19 protein-coding genes are annotated in these 17,871 nt (G+C 38.9%); 9 read left to right on the top strand and 10 right to left on the bottom strand.

Annotated features, from left to right (window positions below; translation table 11 throughout):
* Window positions 1–81: 81 nt before the first annotated feature.
* The 3 genes from ACXAG7_RS17205 to ACXAG7_RS17195 form a co-directional block, all read right to left on the bottom strand.
* Complete coding sequence (locus ACXAG7_RS17205; RefSeq protein ID WP_408045144.1) at window positions 82–789, bottom strand: hypothetical protein; 708 nt, start codon at window positions 787–789, stop codon at window positions 82–84.
* A gap of 275 nt (window positions 790–1,064) precedes the next feature.
* The gene (locus tag ACXAG7_RS17200) at window positions 1,065–1,718 is read right to left on the bottom strand and encodes a response regulator (RefSeq protein WP_408045143.1); all 654 of its coding nucleotides are present in this window, start codon (window positions 1,716–1,718) and stop codon (window positions 1,065–1,067) included.
* Window positions 1,719–2,069: 351 nt separating this feature from the next.
* Complete coding sequence (locus tag ACXAG7_RS17195; protein ID WP_476667593.1) at window positions 2,070–2,507, bottom strand: DUF4293 domain-containing protein; 438 nt, start codon at window positions 2,505–2,507, stop codon at window positions 2,070–2,072.
* Between the two features lie 201 nt (window positions 2,508–2,708).
* Here ACXAG7_RS17195 and rho point away from each other — a divergent pair, with 201 nt between their 5' ends.
* Window positions 2,709–4,376, top strand: coding sequence for a transcription termination factor Rho (gene rho / locus ACXAG7_RS17190; protein WP_408045141.1), 1,668 nt, complete (start codon window positions 2,709–2,711; stop codon window positions 4,374–4,376).
* Between the two features lie 52 nt (window positions 4,377–4,428).
* Here rho and ACXAG7_RS17185 read toward each other — a convergent pair whose 3' ends face one another.
* From ACXAG7_RS17185 to ACXAG7_RS17160, 6 genes are all read right to left on the bottom strand, one after another.
* Window positions 4,429–4,977, bottom strand: coding sequence for a 5-formyltetrahydrofolate cyclo-ligase (locus ACXAG7_RS17185; RefSeq protein ID WP_476667592.1), 549 nt, complete (start codon window positions 4,975–4,977; stop codon window positions 4,429–4,431).
* Entirely contained in the window at window positions 4,978–5,343 is a 366-nt protein-coding gene (locus ACXAG7_RS17180) for an MmcQ/YjbR family DNA-binding protein (protein WP_476667591.1), read from the bottom strand.
* Complete coding sequence (locus ACXAG7_RS17175) at window positions 5,340–5,957, bottom strand: DUF4230 domain-containing protein (RefSeq protein ID WP_408045138.1); 618 nt, start codon at window positions 5,955–5,957, stop codon at window positions 5,340–5,342. The genes ACXAG7_RS17180 and ACXAG7_RS17175 overlap by 4 nt, the downstream gene beginning before the upstream one ends.
* A 96-nt stretch (window positions 5,958–6,053) precedes the next feature.
* On the bottom strand, window positions 6,054–7,073 hold the full coding sequence (locus ACXAG7_RS17170) for a phytase (protein WP_476667590.1): 1,020 nt from the start codon (window positions 7,071–7,073) through the stop codon (window positions 6,054–6,056).
* A gap of 32 nt (window positions 7,074–7,105) precedes the next feature.
* Window positions 7,106–9,967: a TonB-dependent receptor gene (locus ACXAG7_RS17165; RefSeq protein WP_476667589.1), complete on the bottom strand. Its 2,862-nt coding sequence runs from the start codon at window positions 9,965–9,967 to the stop codon at window positions 7,106–7,108.
* A 143-nt stretch (window positions 9,968–10,110) separates the two neighbouring features.
* Window positions 10,111–11,622, bottom strand: a complete 1,512-nt coding sequence (locus tag ACXAG7_RS17160) for a helix-turn-helix transcriptional regulator (protein WP_476667588.1) — start codon at window positions 11,620–11,622, stop codon at window positions 10,111–10,113.
* A gap of 249 nt (window positions 11,623–11,871) precedes the next feature.
* Here ACXAG7_RS17160 and ACXAG7_RS17155 point away from each other — a divergent pair, with 249 nt between their 5' ends.
* Window positions 11,872–12,627 (top strand): ThiF family adenylyltransferase, encoded by a 756-nt coding sequence (locus ACXAG7_RS17155; protein WP_408045134.1) that lies wholly within the window; start codon window positions 11,872–11,874, stop codon window positions 12,625–12,627.
* On the opposite strand, the gene ACXAG7_RS17150 is transcribed toward ACXAG7_RS17155, so the two are convergent.
* On the bottom strand, window positions 12,624–13,385 hold the full coding sequence (locus tag ACXAG7_RS17150) for a response regulator transcription factor (protein ID WP_408045133.1): 762 nt from the start codon (window positions 13,383–13,385) through the stop codon (window positions 12,624–12,626). The genes ACXAG7_RS17155 and ACXAG7_RS17150 overlap by 4 nt on opposite strands.
* A 176-nt stretch (window positions 13,386–13,561) precedes the next feature.
* On the opposite strand from ACXAG7_RS17150, the gene ACXAG7_RS17145 reads away from it, so the two are divergent.
* The 7 genes from ACXAG7_RS17145 to ACXAG7_RS17115 form a co-directional block, all read left to right on the top strand.
* The gene (locus ACXAG7_RS17145; RefSeq protein ID WP_476667587.1) at window positions 13,562–14,248 is read left to right on the top strand and encodes a hypothetical protein; all 687 of its coding nucleotides are present in this window, start codon (window positions 13,562–13,564) and stop codon (window positions 14,246–14,248) included.
* A gap of 52 nt (window positions 14,249–14,300) precedes the next feature.
* Window positions 14,301–16,670: a TonB-dependent receptor domain-containing protein gene (locus ACXAG7_RS17140; RefSeq protein ID WP_408045131.1), complete on the top strand. Its 2,370-nt coding sequence runs from the start codon at window positions 14,301–14,303 to the stop codon at window positions 16,668–16,670.
* Between the two features lie 68 nt (window positions 16,671–16,738).
* Window positions 16,739–16,900, top strand: coding sequence for a class I lanthipeptide (locus ACXAG7_RS17135; RefSeq protein WP_408045130.1), 162 nt, complete (start codon window positions 16,739–16,741; stop codon window positions 16,898–16,900).
* A 38-nt stretch (window positions 16,901–16,938) separates the two neighbouring features.
* The gene (locus ACXAG7_RS17130) at window positions 16,939–17,115 is read left to right on the top strand and encodes a class I lanthipeptide (RefSeq protein WP_408045129.1); all 177 of its coding nucleotides are present in this window, start codon (window positions 16,939–16,941) and stop codon (window positions 17,113–17,115) included.
* A 181-nt stretch (window positions 17,116–17,296) separates the two neighbouring features.
* Window positions 17,297–17,455 carry a class I lanthipeptide gene (locus ACXAG7_RS17125; RefSeq protein ID WP_408045128.1) on the top strand — a complete coding sequence of 53 codons (159 nt, stop codon included), beginning with the start codon at window positions 17,297–17,299 and terminating at the stop codon, window positions 17,453–17,455.
* A gap of 49 nt (window positions 17,456–17,504) precedes the next feature.
* Window positions 17,505–17,675, top strand: coding sequence for a class I lanthipeptide (locus ACXAG7_RS17120; protein WP_476667586.1), 171 nt, complete (start codon window positions 17,505–17,507; stop codon window positions 17,673–17,675).
* A 51-nt stretch (window positions 17,676–17,726) separates the two neighbouring features.
* Window positions 17,727–17,871, top strand: a 145-nt coding sequence (locus ACXAG7_RS17115; protein WP_476667654.1) for a class I lanthipeptide, incomplete at its 3' end; no start/stop codon positions are given.

Genomic DNA, 17,871 nt, shown 5'->3' with positions numbered 1-17,871 from the left:
GGTTATTAGCGTAAGATAATGATATACTTGCAAAGAAAAGAATCGTCAGTATAACAATGTATCTCATATGTTTTTTTACTTTTATTCTACAGAACTACTTCCGTCATAGAAAATTACAATTTTTGGCTTGTTTGGTTTTTCAAGACTTCTGTTGGCGCGGTTGGCTGCATTCGAAGCTCCGTCCTCTTTGTGATTGATAAATCCAATTTCTAAGCGTCCGTTAGTCATTTTTAAATCTCTAGAGAAATTCTGAACGGTTGCTGTTCCCAAAGATAAGTGAATTTCATGAGTGTTGGTATCTTCATTAAAAATGAATTCCGTTTGAACATTCGTATTTACTTGAAACTTTAAATTGTACGAGTCATCTTCGTTCTTACTGATGCTGTAGTTGTTTAAGAATTCAGTAATACCACGAGCTTTAGTCACTTCGTCGTCTTCAACGATGATTCTCGTCTTTTTACCATTGTTTGTTTCCAAGATATTTACCTTTAAAACATCGTCGTTTAACTCAAGAGCTGTACTGTTTGAGCGAGCTGCGGTATTGCTACCTTCGCTAATCACTAAGTCGTTTGACAAGTCTGTATTTTTGTAGCTATCTACTTTACTGTTTTCTTCTAGATCAAAATCAATATAATAGCTTCCACTGGTATTCTTCTTTAAGGTATACGACTTTAAATAGCTCGTTGGCTGTCTTAAATCGTGAGATAATTGTGGGTCGGTGTCGTTGTTAGAGCAAGAGCTTAAAAAGGCAATACTTAATGCTGAGAAAAGAACGGTAAATTTTTTCATGGTTTTTGATTTTTTTTTAATTTAAGGAATTTCGTTAATAAAATTACAAAGGCGATGCACTTAGTATAGACAGATGGAGATACGGGGGACGTTCTCAAAAGTTAGGGGATAAAGAAAACAAAATGAAGGGGTTTTCTAAACTATGTTATGTTTTAATAACAGCGCACATCGCCATGTATATATCTTAGCTGTAGTTCTTAGCGATGTATTTCATCAGGAATTATAGGATGGGGGGAGTATTTTCTTTGGGGGCAAAGAAAAATAGAATGAAAGGATTATACTATCTTATTCCTAACTGCGTACATCGCTAAACCTACTACATTTTTTACTTTCAATTTTTTATATAGGTTTCTTCGATACGATTCAACGGTTTTTACACTGATGCGAAGCATATCTGCGATTTCAGATGAACTTTTTTCTTGAGCTATTAATTTGAGGACTTCAATTTCTCTTTCTGTCAAATCTTTGTGAGATTCTTCCTTGTTGTTTTCGTTTTTGGTACTCGCCACATACAAGTTGAACAATTTACTTTTAATGTCTTCATTAAAGTATTGCAACCCTTTGTGCACTGCTCTGATGGCTTCCACGATATGTTCGCTGGCACAGCTCTTTTCCAAGAACCCATTTGCGCCTAAAGCGATCATTTCCTGAACTAGCTTAGGATCACTCAAACTAGAAAGAATGATGGTTTTTATTTGTACGTCTCGTTGTTTGAAAACTTTTAAAACGTCAATTCCATCCATTTCTGGCATGTTGATGTCTAATACTAATACATCGGCAGTATTGGTGCTTGACCAGTTTACAACTTCTTTTCCTGTTAAAGAGAAGCCTTCAACTTCAATGTCATCTTCGATATTTATAAGAGCCATCACTCCTTCAATTAGAATTTTGTGATCGTCGGCTATATGAACTTTAATCTTGTAACTCATTTGTTGTTTACGTTTACAAATTTATGTGACAACTGTGTTTTGTACAATACTCAGAATCCCTAAACGGTTTTTAAGGGTTTCTACTTACGGTATCAGGGTTAACCCTAGTTTTTTTGTTAATAAAACTTACCAAAACACTGAATGTCAGTTTTTTAAATATATTTTTTGTGGGGGTGGTTTCTTTTTTCCGAATATAAAACTAAAATAATTTTAAGAATATTTAGCTATAAAAACGAGACAATTTTATAAGTGCTTGTTTTTAAATTCAAAGGGATGAAGAAGGGGAAAAGGCAAAAAAAAAGCCGAGTTCATACTCGGCTTTGTCGCACTAAATATACTAAGATGTTAGGCTTATCGCAATCTGTCAACAGATTTTACAAGATCTTCGTCCTTTCTAATGGCTTTGTTTGCTAGAACTACTAACAAGATAACAAAAATAGGAACGAGCATCCCAATACCTTTCTCAGAAACCGCAGTTTCTCCAGATAATGTTAGTGACAAATAAATCAATAATCCTACTAAAAAAAGATTAATCAAGATTACTACTCGACCAAGCACAAATTGCAACTGTCTATTTTTAAACAAAAAGATAGCTGTTAAAGCTACTAGGGCCGAGGCAAAAAACAGTACAGGAATTCCTTTTAAAGCAATCTGGTCACTGCTTAACAAGTCCGTAATAAACACGGAAGCGTCAGCTGATTCTTGTGTCCACAAACTTACGTTTGGTGCTAAAACACCCGCTAGTAAGCTAGCTATCAACAAATATATGCTTTGTATTCTCTGTATCATTTTCTGAATTTGGGTAGCAAAAATAACACTTCTTTTTTTAAAAAGAAATATTAGAAGTTAAATTATTTGTATATATTTGCGATATAAGTAACCGCACTTTACAGTTATATACCTCATATATAGCTAAGCAATCAGGAAACAAATAATAAATATTTAATTCTTCAGTCACAACAGAATTATTTAACCTAATATTTTTTACGAATGTTCGAAATTTCGGAATTAAAAGCTAAAAAACTTACGGATTTACAGGCCATTGCGAAAGGCATTGGTTTGACTAGAATTAGTCAGTTAAAGAAGTTAGATTTAGTGTATAAAATTTTAGACGCGCAGGCAGAATCTTCAAATAAAGAAGAGAAGCCAGCAGAAGTAAAGGAGGTCAAAGAAAAGCCTAAGAGAAAACGTATTTCTAAAAAGGCAGAAGCTCCTAAAGAGTCTAAGGTTGAACAAGCTACGGAAAAGAAAAGTACCAAACCAGCTCCTGCAAAAAAGGAGGTGGCAGCTCAAGATAAACCCAAAGCCCCAGCGCGCTCAAAAACGGTTCAAAATCAGAAAGAGGAGAAGCGTGAAGATGAAACTAAGCGCAGTGGGAACGACGATAAAAAGCAAGGTCAGTCAAATCAAAATACGAACCAGAACAACAATCGTCAACGCAATAACCAAAACCAAAACAAAGGAAAACAACATCATAACAACCAAAATAAAGGGAAGCAACACCACAAAAGTGGTAACAAATACCGCGATCCTGATTTTGAATTCGACGGAATTATCGAAAGTGAAGGGGTGTTAGAAATGATGCCTGATGGTTATGGATTTTTGCGTTCTTCTGATTATAATTATTTGTCTTCACCTGATGATATTTACGTTTCTCAATCACAGATCAAGTTATTCGGCTTAAAAACCGGTGATACGGTTCGTGGAAATGTGCGTCCTCCTAAAGAAGGAGAAAAGTATTTTCCGCTGATCCGCGTTTCGAAAATCAACGGATTGAATCCGAACATTGTACGTGATCGCGTGTCTTTTGAGCACCTTACTCCTTTGTTTGCGAATGAACGTTTCAATTTAGCACAAAAAGGAAGTTCGTTGTCGACGAGAATTATTGATTTGTTTTCACCGATCGGAAAAGGACAGCGTGGGATGATTGTAGCACAACCTAAAACGGGTAAAACCATGTTGTTGAAAGATGTGGCCAATGCCATTGCTGCAAATCACCCTGAAGTATATCAAATTGTATTACTCATCGATGAACGTCCGGAAGAAGTTACGGATATGCAACGAAGTGTACGTGGTGAAGTAGTTGCTTCTACTTTTGATGAGCCTGCAGACAAGCACGTTCGTGTTGCCAACATCGTTTTGGAAAAAGCGAAGCGATTGGTAGAGTGTGGACATGATGTGGTCATCTTATTAGATTCTATCACGCGTTTGGCAAGAGCTTACAATACAGTAGCTCCGGCATCAGGTAAAATATTATCAGGAGGTATCGACGCCAATGCATTGCACAAGCCAAAGCGTTTCTTTGGAGCGGCCAGAAATATCGAAAATGGAGGGTCATTGACAATTATTGCTACAGCATTAACTGAAACTGGATCTAAAATGGACGAGGTAATCTTTGAAGAATTTAAAGGTACGGGTAACATGGAACTTCAGTTAGAGCGTAATATTGCAAATAGAAGAATTTATCCTGCTATCGATTTGATCAAGTCAAGTACGCGTCGCGACGATTTACTCTTAGACGAGAAAACCGTACAACGCATGTGGGTGTTGCGTAAATACCTAGCAGATATGAATCCTATTGAAGCGATGGAATTTATTCAGCAACGCATAAAGACTTCGCTCAATAATGAAGAATTTTTGATTTCAATGAATGGTTAAGAGCCTGAAAAATAAATAAATAAAAAAGCCTGTAGTTGTTCTACAGGCTTTTTTATTTGGGATAAATTACCCTATCTAGAGCTATGTCGTATGCGTCTCGATCGGTAATTTTATCGATAGGAGCAAAATAGTTGATTCCTATCGTTTGGATGTCTTGACGGCAGTCGGCTAAAAAGCGGTCGTAAAACCCTTTGCCATATCCCACTCGGTAATTTTCTCGATCGGAGATGAGTAAGGGTACCAACACGACATCGATTTTATTGACAGCTATTGGGGTTCCTGTAACGGGTTCCGGAATTCCATAAGCGTTTAACGCTATTTGGGTATTGTTATCATAAATGAAATGTTCTAAACTAAAATCGTCAAAATTACTCCGACTGATAATGATTTTTTTATCAAGGCGCTTTAAGTAGTCAATAATAGGGTAGGTGTTTATTTCCAGCTGTTTTTTTATCGGTAGAAACACGTGAAAGTACAAAGCCGAATCAAAATTGATGGCTTGTAATTGTTCCAGTATAGAAGTTTCTATTGCTATTATTTGATCAGCGCTAAGTTGTTTTCGTTTTTGCTTATACACTTGGCGCAGTGCTTTTTTGTCCATTTATAGTTCGTTTAACGAGGCTTGCGTTTTTTTAGGTAGTCCTTTTACAACGGTTTCGTAGGAATGGTCGATTAATTCTCTGAGCATGGCATCGTCTACGTCTTCGTTTATGGTTACGGTATTCCAATGCTTTTTATTCATGTGAAATCCCGGGTTAATACCATCGTAGGTTCCGCGAAGTTCCAATGACCATTCAGGATCACATTTTAGGTTGACGCTGGGAATTCCAGCTTCCCATTTGTCTAATCCAGTAAGGGCAAACATCTTTCCCATCACCTTAAACACCAAGGTTACTTCATCGAACGGAAAATGTTCGGTGACTCCTTTTTTTTGAATACAGTAGTTTCGTAATTGTTCGACATTCATGATGTTGTGAGTTTTTTTTGTGTGTGATTGGGAAGTTCGAGAGCACTGATGTCTAATCGCCATCCAATAGTTTCGGCAAGGTTGTTTAATACTTGTAGTGCTTGTAGCGCTTCGGTATTCGCCATAGGAATTAGATTGCTGTCTGGCACTTTGTTAATAATGTGTTCCTTGGCAGCGGCATTCACCGCGGTTAGGTCGTCAGAGTTAAACTTATTGAGCAAGCCATTTTGTATGTCGTAGTAACGCAAGGTAGGCTCAACCGAGATAATTTCTGGTTCGGGAAAAGCCAGGAGTCGAATACATTTTTCTTCGAGGTCCGATTCCATTTGGATTTTAGTAAAATCAAAGCCTATATGTACTTTGGCATTGATGATAACAATAGCTTTTTTTTTGCTGCTAATCAGTCCTAAAAGTTTCTCTTTTGTATTTTCATGGTGGTAAATTTCTGCAAATTCCCCTTCGACACTAATCAATTTTGAGACTCGTTTAATTTTTTCGAGCAAAATAATCGATTGCTGGTTGGCGCGTTGTCGTTTTGAACGCGTTGCAAATTTTGAAAATATAAAATACGAAAGCACGGCACCTGCAGCCAAGCCCATAAAAAGTAACTCCATAACGACGAAGTTAAGTAAAAGTAGGTAAACGAAAAAGAGCAATCGCTGAACGACTGCTCTTTGTTGATACTGGTTAATATTGATTATCGCAAGGATTTAGGGGATGATGGTTGCCAAGTCGTAGAAATAGAAATTTTTATCATCGTTCATAGCGACGAAAATTCCATTGGGGAACAAGGGGCCCATACTGCGGTGGTATCCATCACAGCCATCTGTGGCAGTCGTTCCGAGGTTTACAGCTTTAACAAATGCGTTATTCTCACGGTTAAAGAGGTTGAATTCTCCTTTTTGCTGATTCGAAACAATGAGGTAGCCTTGGGTATCGGTAGTTTTTATCAAGGCAATACCTTCGATGTCCTCTTCAAAGTACTCACCTCCGAAACAAGCGAGTTCTTCTGAACCTTTTTTGGGGTCTGCGTAGTATTTTCGAATCCCGTGTTGTTCATCAGAGTAATACACATGTCCCAGTTCATTATCAACGACGATGGCTTCAATTTCTTTTTTACCGCTGAAAGCACCAAATTTTCTGACGAGTTTTGATTGAAAAACTCCTTGATTAGCAGTTAGTTCGTATTGGTGAAGATAGTTGCTTTTCGGGCCTTGTTTTCTGCTGACAATGGCGTAGAGTTTTTCAGAATTCGAAGGACGGTAAAGTGCTATCCCCATTGGGAGGTCAAAATCGACCGTAGTTTCGTCACTAAATACGGGAAATCCTCCGTTGTCTAAAGGTTTCATTTCGGGAATACTATACAGGCGTATTTGGCGTTTTTCGCGTTCGGTAAATGCGAGTACTGCCGAATAAGTACTGTCGTTAATTTTAACCTTATAGGCAATGTCAACATTGTTGGGACGACGGATGTTTTTGAGTGTTTTCTCCGGCAAAATTTTACCAGAGAGGTCAAAGGCGTAAACAGCACCATCACTCGATTTGTCCGTTCCGAATACGATGCTTTTCTCGGGAGCTTTTTCGTTGTACCATATCGCTGGATCATCACTGTCATATCCCGTTTTTTCAGTAATGACGGCGGGGGTAATTTTAGGAAGTTTTGAGCCAGTTTTACAACTAGAGCCCAGGGTTAATAGGAGGATTAAACAACTGTATATATAGTTCTTCATGATGATTTTTCTTTAAATATTATTGTATGGACCTATCGGAATAGGTCGTATTTGATACCGATATTGAACCTACTTCCGTAGTATTCAGCTTGCATGGTTCTGTTCGCTGTTTGTTGGTAATATCGAAGGGGTTGATTGGTAATATTGGTAAGATCTGCGTATACGCGGATGTTTTTGTTGATAGAATATCCAGCATTGATATCGATAAAAAACTGTTGGTCGTAATAGCGATCGTAGAAGTTACTTTTGCCAATTTCATCGATGTAGGCAGCGGAGTAGTTTGCAGATATTCTGGCGGTAAAACTCCCGTCATCGTAGCTCAAAGAACCGTTAAACATATGAGGAGCGGTGTTTGGTAAAGTCATTTCTTGACGTTCATCACCATCTTCATTATTGATCCCTTTTGCTTTCGATTTTAGGAAAGTATAGTTGGTCATTACGGCAAAATTCTTAGCAAAGCCAGGGAGGAAGCTGAGTTTTCTTTGAAAAGAGACTTCAGCACCTAATACGTAGGCATCTTCACCATTTTGTGGGCGTTTAACATCGTAGCCTTTGGTATTGCTTCCCAACGCGTTATCACTTGCTTTGGAAATATACGTATAACTAAAGTTGCTGATGTTTTTGAAAAATGCTCCTGCCGATAGGATTCCGATGTTTGAAAAGTAATGTTCAGCCATAAAGTCAAAATTCATGGATTCGGCGGGCTTTAAATTTGGATTTCCGAGTTGTATTTCCCCATCTTCTCGTAATATATTTCTATAAGGTACCAAATCGACATAGTTCGGACGTGCCAGTGTATTGGTGAAGGCAAATCGGAGTATGCTATTGGGTTTTAGGGTGTATTTTAGGTGGATTCCGGGTAAGTAGTTGGTGTATTGATGACTGTGAGTAATGGTTTGATGATTCACGTAATCACCGTCATTATCATAGTTAACTAGATTTCCTGTTGCAGTAATTCTTGTTTGCTCAATTCTCACACCTGCTAGTAGGGTAAGTTGAGGGGTGAGTTGCTGCTCGGTCATAAGGTAGCCTGCATATACATTTTCACGGGCCTGATAATTATCGCCTAAAAATTCGTCGTATTTTAAAGTTCTCGGAGTACGCTCAGTTAAGGCAAGTGCTCCCAACCAAGAAGGTTTGACAAAATAACCTGCCTGATATTGCGTACCTGCAAGGAAGGTGTCGGAACTCAAATTTTCTGTTGAGACGGCCGCCATGGTTGGAAAGGTGCTTTCCAAATCGTATTCGTAAAAATCATTCGTGCGTTGCTTTTGCTTTAAACGCGTTCTAAATCCGAATTTGATAAACCCGTTTGGACTGTTAAATAAGGGAGAAGGTAGGGTAAAATGCGTTGCAATATTGTAATTGGTTTCGTCGGTGTATTTGTTTTCTTCCGTAATCTCATCGTATTCAAAGTTAGCCAGTGTATTTGCGTCACTGGCAGATACTGGAGTATACAGCGGAAATCTCGAATTTCGAATGTCATTGTGTACGCGGTATTCATTTTTAAATACGGCATAGCGTTCGTTGAGTCGTTCTTCGGAAGCTTTGGAAAAGGATCCGAGCCAGTTTATTTTGAGAGCGCCCAACAAGTGATCTCCTCCCAAGCTATAGTTTTGCATGCGTTGGTCCTCCAATCGTCTATTTTTATTGCGCGAGTTGCTTATTCCTCCTTTAGTTTCACGTTTAACCTTTACTGGAAACTGCGTAGGAGTATTGTTGGTAAGTGTGAAGTCACCGATAGCAATGTCTTCGCCGTCTAACATACTGTATTTCGAGCGAAACCTATTTTCGCGATCATCACGCCAATTGTACATGGTTTTTAAATACAGGTTGTGGTTGGGGTCAATTTGGTAATCCAGGTTTACAGAGAAACTTCGTCGTATGCGTTGAACTAGGTAATTGCGTTGTTCAAATTCTTTGGTATAGGGATTAACAGCTCTTTTTTCTGTTGTACTACCGTTGTTGAATTCGAATTGATTGCTCCATTCAGCTTCTATATTGTCAGATCCGAAATCGGTATCGTTCCACGAACCGGCTAACATCCATCCAAACTTTTTGTCTTTTGTTCGATTCCCGAGTAACAAGGAACCGTTGAGAATTCGTTTGTTGGTAATAAAGCTGATTCCCGATCCAGCCATTGCTGCCAAACGAAAGTTTTGAGGTGCTGTTCGGGTAACTAAATTTACCGACCCACCGAGAGCATCACCATCCATATCAGGAGTGATAGCCTTGTTGACTTGAATGGATTGAATCATATCAGAAGGAATAAGATCCATTTGAACATTTCTGTTGTCTCCTTCGGCTGAGGGGATACGGCTCCCGTTCAAAGTCACTGAATTCAATTGAGGTGCTAGTCCACGGATGATAATGTTTCGCGCTTCTCCTTGATCTACTTGCATGGTAATTCCGGGAACGCGTTTTACAGCATCTCCAATATTCGCATCTGGGAACTTCCCAATTTGCTCCGTGGCAATGACATTGGTGATGTTGGTATTTGCTTGTTGTTTGTTGAGTGCTTTCGCTTCACCCCCAATGGCAGTGGCAATGGTAACTTCGTCCAAAACATTGCTGTCAGGAAGTAAGGTGATTTTTAGAAATTGGGTTCGATGAGCACTAATGGTAACCGATTTAGTATAGGGCTGAAAACCGATAAAACTCACGCTTAAGTCGTACTGACCTGCGGGGATATTTACTAAGGTAAACTGACCGTTAAAATCTGTAAAAGCTCCTTTGTTGATACTTTTAATAGTAACATTGGCACCGGGTAAATAAAGCCCGCTTTCGTCGATGATTATTCCTTTGAGTCCTCCTTTTTGGGCGGAGACTTTTTGCTGTAAAAACAAAGAAATAATCGTTACAAAGAGTAGTTGTAAGAAATTTGAATGTGTCATTGATGTTGATTTTGTTTTCGTTCCAAAACTAGTATTAACAAGGAGGTTAACTGTTTTTTTGAAGGCAACAAAGTGTGCATATAAAGGCAACAAGAAGGCAACATTAAGGTAAAATTTACATTGCTGTAACCCCGCGGTAATGCTTAGATATTGAGCATAAAAGAAACCAGTTCTTCCTTGGGATCGATGGGCAGTTTTTTGCGCAATCGGTAGCGAGCTACTCGGACGCTGTCAGGGGTTACTCTGAGAATGGCAGCAATCTCTTTTGACGATAAATTGAGGCGTAGGAGCATGCCTAGTTTGAGTTCTGCCGGTGAAAGCTTGTCGGATGCGATTGCGTTTAGTTGCTGATTGAAACTCGGGTGAATTTCGTTAAAAAAATTACTGAAATCTTCCCATTCTGTATCCTGTTTGATATTGAATTCAATTTCTGAAACGAGTTTTTTGAGTACCGAAGAGAGGTCCGTATTCTTGCGTTGGCTCAATTTTTTTAAGCGCTCGGCTATTGCTTGGAGCAGGTTGTTTTTTTGTGAGAGTTGCAAGCTGTAGGTAGAGAGGGAAGCGGTTTTAGTTTCGAGAGTTTGTTGTAGGAGGGTTTCCTGTATTTGTTTTTGTTCGAGTTCTGCTTGGAGTGTTCGCTCTTTATATTGCTGTAATTTACGATCTGATTTTCGTCGTTTTTTAACGAGATATCCCGCGATTATCCCATAGGATATCACTGCGATTAATGCCAATAAAAGTAGTTTTTGTCGTCCTGAATTCACCTTGGTTTTTTCTTTGAGTAAGGAAATTTCTGCTTTTTTTTGAGCGAGGCTATACCGGGCTTGTAAAAAGTTAATTTGTCGCGTATTTTGTTGCTGTAGACTTCGGTTTTTGTAGTGAGCCGCTTGTAACCGATGTCGGTAGGCCTCTTTGTAATTTTCTAAGGCTGCATAGGTTTTGGCTAAATCTTTATAGGCACTTTCAAGCAAATGGGAATCGTTGAGCTCGAGGGCTAGTTGCAAGGCCTTCTGAGTATAATGTAAGGCCTGTGGTAACTGGTTGTTTTTTCGGTAGGTATCACCGAGATTATTGAGGATGTCGCAGGCTGCTGTAGAACGACAGTTTTTAACGAGGGCATAGGCTTCTTCAAAGTACTGAAACGATTTTTGTACCTGGTTTAAATCTTCATAAATACTACCGAGGTTGCGCTTGGTTTGTGCGAGTCCTAGTGTATCCTTTAGTTCCCAGAATAAACGCAAACTCTTTTGTTGGTGTTCAATGGCTTCTAGGTAATTGCCTTCTTTTTCATTGATTTGTCCTAGTTGAGCATGTGCATTGGCTATTAACGGTCGGTATTCATATTTGACGGCTGAGCGCAGTGCTAGTTGACCGTGTTCTTTTGCTAAAGCGATGTTTTTTACGGTCAGATAGAGCTCGCTGATGGCGAGTTGCAGGGCAGTGAATAGCTCGTGGTCCGGTTGGGCCTGCAAGCTTTGATTGTAATATTCCAGTGCTTGAGCATATAAATTATGCGAAGCAAAGTTCTTTGCTTTTTCATACAGTTGAACTGCTTGTGAAGGTTGTTGGAAGTTTTCTTCTCGAGGAGCAGCAGAAAGAGTTTGAACAGCAGCGTAACACAGAAAAAAAATGTAATAGAAGTAAATTTTAGCCATACTTACAAAGCAATAGCTCCGCAATAGAAAACGGATTAAGTAAAGGTTATCAAAAGAAGGGGACTCGGTTAATTTGTAGGTAACGTTTGCCAGAAATATGTCCAAAATGTTAGGGTAATCTTACCTTTTTATGTGTTTGCTTGAGGTAATGTATTGTTAGTGAGTGTTTTGTGTTAAAATTAAGAAACTACCCTTTTGTGTAGTTCGTTTTGATTGGCAGCGGGTTATTTTTGCAGTAAAACCATTACTATGGAACCTAAATATAGCAGAAACAACCTATCAATGACCCCTGATAACCTTGCGGTTATAAAGCGGACTCGGCTTTTAATCGGAGGGAGTAATTTAGGGATGACAATTGCCAAACAGGCATTGCAGAACGGATTTGAAAACATCACTATCGTCGATGGTATAGAAACGGCTGATGAGCCTGAAAATGACCATTTTCGAGAAGAACTACTCAGTCCAGAACAAGTTAAAGAACACATAGCCCAACTACAAGAAGTAAATCCAGAAGCCATGCTTACCTGGCATCGCGGTACAATGGAAGCATCCCTTTTTTCAGAAGTACTGGCGGGTCAAAGCTTGGCGGTAAACGCATTTGATGATGCATCAAACGTCCCTATGCAATTTGATAGGGCTTGCAACGATGCAGGGATACCTGTGATTCACCCTTATAATTTAGGGTGGGGATCGTTAGTTGTGGTGGTGAGTCCAGAAAGTTTATCACTCGAAACCATTGTAAAGGAAGGAGAGTTACTCAACGCTTCCAAGGTAGTTGAATACGTGACGAGTTATATGAAGTTTTGGGGAAAACCTCAAGATTGGATAGAAGAGGCAGCACGTGAATATCGAGCAGGTACGGATATATCCAAAGCGCAAATGCTCAGAGCTTCACAATTGGTCGCGAAAATAAGTACTCATATAGCGATTGATATCGCTACGGGCAACAACGTAAAACAGTTTCCAGAATTTTACCTCACCAAACTAGAGGAAGACCTCCATTAGATCAACTTGTTATTGGTCGCAAAAGAAATAGCTTCGGTAATATTGGCAACTTCCAATTTATCGAAGAGTTTCTTTCTGTGAAACTTCACGGTATCTGGCGACACAAAGATGGTTTCAGCAATTTCGTTAATTTTGAATCCTCTTGCCGAATACTGCAGTATTTCCTTCTCTCTTGTGGTTAGGGTTATCTTATCCACTTTCTTCCAAAAATCACCCTCTAAATCGTATTTGTGCATGGTATTATCACCTTGCTTGTAGATTTTGATGTTCCCAGAGTTGTGTTCTGTCGACATTGAAATGATACAAATAGCTTTCCAAACCTTACCGTCATTGCTCAAGAAAAGCGGTGTTAGCTTCTGATTGATTAGGATCTTTTTGTTCTCTTGATTTTTGAGGTTAAAATCGTACGAAATGGTATAAGACAAGCGCTCTTCAACAGGTAGCTTTTCATAAAAATCAAAGCCGATCGTATTGATTTTTAGCAGCAGGTCTAGGTCCGACTCCGTGACGTATTTAAAATAAAAGGCATAGCCCATTTCTTTGACCTCTTCGGCTGTATGTCCGCAGAGGAAAAGAGGGTTGTCCGAAACGTACTCAAAACCTTTTTTCTGATAATCGATGATATAAATGCTCTTATAAGTGGTCCGTGCGAATGCTTTGATAGGGGCTAAATAATCAGAAGTTTGTAGGCGTTCTGAATCAGAAATATCATTTACGGTGTTCTTGTTAGAAAAGAAGTCATTTATATTCTTATCCATGTGAAAATTTATTGCTTTTGTCTAAAATTTTAACAAATCTAATAAAAAGTTAATTATTAGGTAATCAAAAAACTACACTTTTGTGTAGTTTTTTGATACTGTGTAACTTAACTACACTTTCGTGTAATGAGAGAGGCTCAGCTTGGAGATAGTTTTGAAGTATAAATCAAACTATTATGGGATTCAATAACAACGCTTTACAACAATTATCTAAGTCAGAAATCTTAGCACTTTCAGAATTTATCGTAAAAGAGAATTTTAAGCACCATGCGGCAGGAAATTTACCTGATAATTTCAGATCTGATGTCGAGGAGATTTACAATGAAGAGTTACAGTTTTTTGATGCTTCTCAAACTTTTGTTGCTAAATCAGCTCAAGGAGAAATAGAAGGATCGATTCGCGTTTTGCGTTGGAATTACCAATCAGTATTGCCTATTCAAAAAATCTTCGGAATTAATCCAATTGAGATTGCCGGGATGTCACCGATGAAGCACATTTACCACATCGGGCGTTTTGCGATCAAAAAAGAAGCCAGCGATGTACAATTATTTAAAAAACTAATGGTTTGCGCAATCGCCCCAATTTGCGCCCGAGAGAACGCTGTAGCTTTTGCAGAAATTGATAGTAAACTTTTACGCGTATTACGCGCTTTGGGAATCAAAGCAACAGTAGTAGGAGAAAGCGTAGATTATTTAGGTTCAGAGACCATTCCTGTATGTATGAGCCATGAGGGATTGATTTCTTTTTACGAGCGCAATAAGCACTTAGTGGCTACCGCTACATCAACGAACCAAAACGAAGCTTACACACTACCCCAAAGTGTAGTTTCTACTCCACAAAACGCCAACTACACTTTAGTGTAACAGCTTAGCTACGAACCCGCTGTACCTTTGAATTGTCATTAAAAAGTAAACCATGAAAAACCTAATATTCACCATCTTATTAACGCTAATTTCTACCGTGCTGACAGCACAAAACACCTATACTGGAAAGGTTGTTGATTCGGAAAAAATAGCGGTGCCTTTTGCCAATGTTGTCGCGTTTACAGAGACGGCAGATTTCATAGGAGGAGCTGTGACCGATGAGGTCGGAGAGTTTCGATTGAGCTTAGCGCAAAAACCCGCGTATATAGAGGTGAGTTTTATGGGATTTCAAACGCAAAAAGTACCCGTCAAAGCTCCTGATTTAGGAACCGTTGAGCTAAAAGAAGATTCCAGCGTTTTGAGTGAAGTTGTGATTACTCAGAAGAAAAAGACTTTGGTAAGGCGCAGTGATCGATTGGTATTCAACGTAAAGGAGAGCGTTGCTCAGGATTTAGGATCGGCCGTAGAGGTTTTACGAGTAACACCGAACCTCGTGATTAGAGACGACAAGTTGAGTATGCTAGGGAAGAGTTTTGTTCGCTTAATGGTCAATGGAAAAATGTTGCCGTTACAAGGCGATGAACTGAGAGGGTATTTGTCGGCTATCAACAGTGAAAATATCGAACGTATCGAGGTAATTACCATCCCGCCTTCAGAGTACGAGGCAGAAGGTAACGGAGGAATTGTCAACATCGTTCTCAAAAAACAACGAAATGACTTTTGGAGTGCAGTAGCGAGAGTCTCGAGTACTCAGAGAACCTTGTTTTCACATGCTCGTAGTTTAGCGTTTAATTATAAGCAAAACAAAACCTATTTGAGCATTAGTGCTTCTAATGGGGTGTACAAAAAGAGAAATACATTTCAGAATACCAATTACTTCAGCGATGAACGTTGGGAAGGAAAAGGTCCTTTAGATTATTCCAACAAGTATTGGAATTACCGAATCTCTTTATCACAAGAACTCACAGATGCCTGGGAACTCGGTATCGGATATACCGGAAGCAATACGGATATTGAAAAGATCAATAGCAATATCGATGAGGTATTTGATTTAAATAATCAGTTAAAGTACGCATTGATTTCCAGAGGAAATAGCGCTAAGGATGCGACCACACATGCGGTGAATTTAAACAATACCATCGCCTTGGATACCTTAGGTAAAAAACTTTCTATAGATGTCGATTATTTTAGATCGGGGTCTACTCAAGACGGCGGCAATAGCGGTGAACGACAAACGGCAGGGGTACTGCAACCGACCTTTGCAAATCAGACCGGCGTGGAGTACAATTTTGAAAATTGGTCCGGACGAGTTGACCTGACCTTACCACTTGAGGCCATCACCTTAAAGACCGGTGGAAAACTAGCCTTGTCAAAAACGAATAATGATTTCAAATTTTACAATAGTTTTTCGGGGAGCCCTGTTTTAGATCCGAATCAGTCAAACATGTTTCAATACGATGAAAATATCTACGCCTTGTACGTGTCAGCATCTAAAAACATCACAGATAAACTGAGTGCAAAAGTAGGACTACGAATGGAGAGTACTGAGACCAAAGCCTATTCGAAGTCAGGAAATCAGACCAACACCAACGACTACACCAAGTTGTTTCCTACGGTCTACTTAAACTATAAGTTAAGTGAGCACAATTCGATAGGGCTCAATGTAAGCAGACGTATAGACAGGCCTCAATTCGAAAGTCTGGATCCGTTTAAAATTGTGGTAAATCCGTTTAAAACGGTACAAGGAAACCCTTTTTTACAACCGGCATTTATCACCAACTACGAATTTAACTTCAACAGTAAAAAGAACGAATTAAAGTTTTACTTCAAGGATATCGAAAATGATTACGAGCAGTTGAGTGAAGTGAATCCGACAACCAAAGTAGTGAATTACACTTACTACAACCACCTCAACATCCAATCGTTTGGATTTAGAGATACCTATGTGTTTGATTCTTGGAGTTGGTTAACGTCGTACAATACTGTTGATGTGGGGTATTCAAAAATAAAATCATCAATCCCACAAACGATCGGACAACAAGAAGGAGCGAATGCGTTTGTACAAAGTCAAAACTTTATCAAACTGGCTCCGAAGAATAAAATGTCTCTTGGAATTAACTATTACTACATTTTTCCATCCCGACAAAACGTAGCCGAGATAGAAGGTTATGGCCCCTTAGATCTTTCGTTTCGAATGAAACTGATGGAAGGAAACTTGAATTTGGCTGTGAATTTCAACGATGTCTTAAAAACGTATCGAACGAGGGCAACTACCATTTACAACAACGTACGTACCCGTTATGACAATTATTTCGATGCTCGATCGGTGAGTTTCAGTGTACGCTACACCTTTGGAAATAATAAAATTCGAACGAAGAGAAATCGAGCAGGAAACAAAGATATCCAGAACCGCGCCAGGTAGCTACCCGGTGAGTAACATAGTACTGAATTACAATACAATTATAGAACAACCCTGAAAAATAGAACACCATGAAAAAAATCAAACTGACCAACGGATTAAAATTGAACAAAGCAGTCATCACCAAATTACAAGATTCTCAAATGGAGGACATTCGAGGAGGGCGACAAAAGGCCGCACCAGCATCGTCGTGTCTCCTTTTATCGTGTGATGAAGAGCAAGCAAGAAACTAAAACGAACTACGAATACTGAACTAAAAACATATAAGATCATGAAAAAAATAAGATTAGAAAAGGGATTAAAATTAAATAAGGCTGTCATCACCAAATTACAAGACTCTCAAATGGAGCATATTCGAGGAGGAAAACAAGGAGCAGCACCTGCTTCATCATGTTTGTTTTTCTCCTGTGACGGACAGCAAGAAGAAGATAATACAATTAACCGATAAAGAATGGATTTTCGGGTGGAACCTGTCGAAATGAAATTTTGCAACTGAGAAGAAAGGACTCGGGGAGCCAATTGATAAAATTTCGGAGAGCTGTTTCACAAGGAGCTTAACTGAATTCATGGTAAGGAGAATTCAGAGGTATAGGGGGTATACTTTTTTTACCAGAAAACACCGATAGATTATGAATAAAATTCACACCAGGCAACGCCTTACATTAACCAAGGAACGCATTACCAAATTACAAGAAAGCCAGTTGAGCAAGCTTAAAGGTGGTGTAGGTGATCAAACACCCAACTACTCTTGCTTCTTTATTTCGTGTAAGAAGGAGGACGATAAATAGGAGTAACTATCAAGCATTCAATAATTAAATAACCAAAAAACTAGAAACGATGAACAAAATCAACATCACCAAAGGATTGAAATTAAACAAAGAAGCTGTAACGAAATTACAAGATTCACAATTGGCAAACTTAAAAGGAGGAGCTGGAGAAAAGGCACCAGCAAAATCTTGTTTGTTATTGTCTTGTGACAAAGCATCAGAGCAATCAATTGAGCGTTAATCACGCATCCCAAAAAAATCACACAATAAAATAACCAAAAAACTAGAAACGATGAACAAAATCAACATCACCAAAGGATTGAAATTAAACAAAGAGGCCGTAACGAAATTACAAGACTCACAATTGGCAAACTTAAAAGGAGGAGCTGGAGAAAAGGCACCAGCAGGATCTTGTTTGTTATTGTCTTGTGACAAAG

The organism is Tenacibaculum sp. AWR4_210 (assembly GCF_056160945.1).
This window is presented reverse-complemented; position numbering and strand designations above follow the sequence as displayed.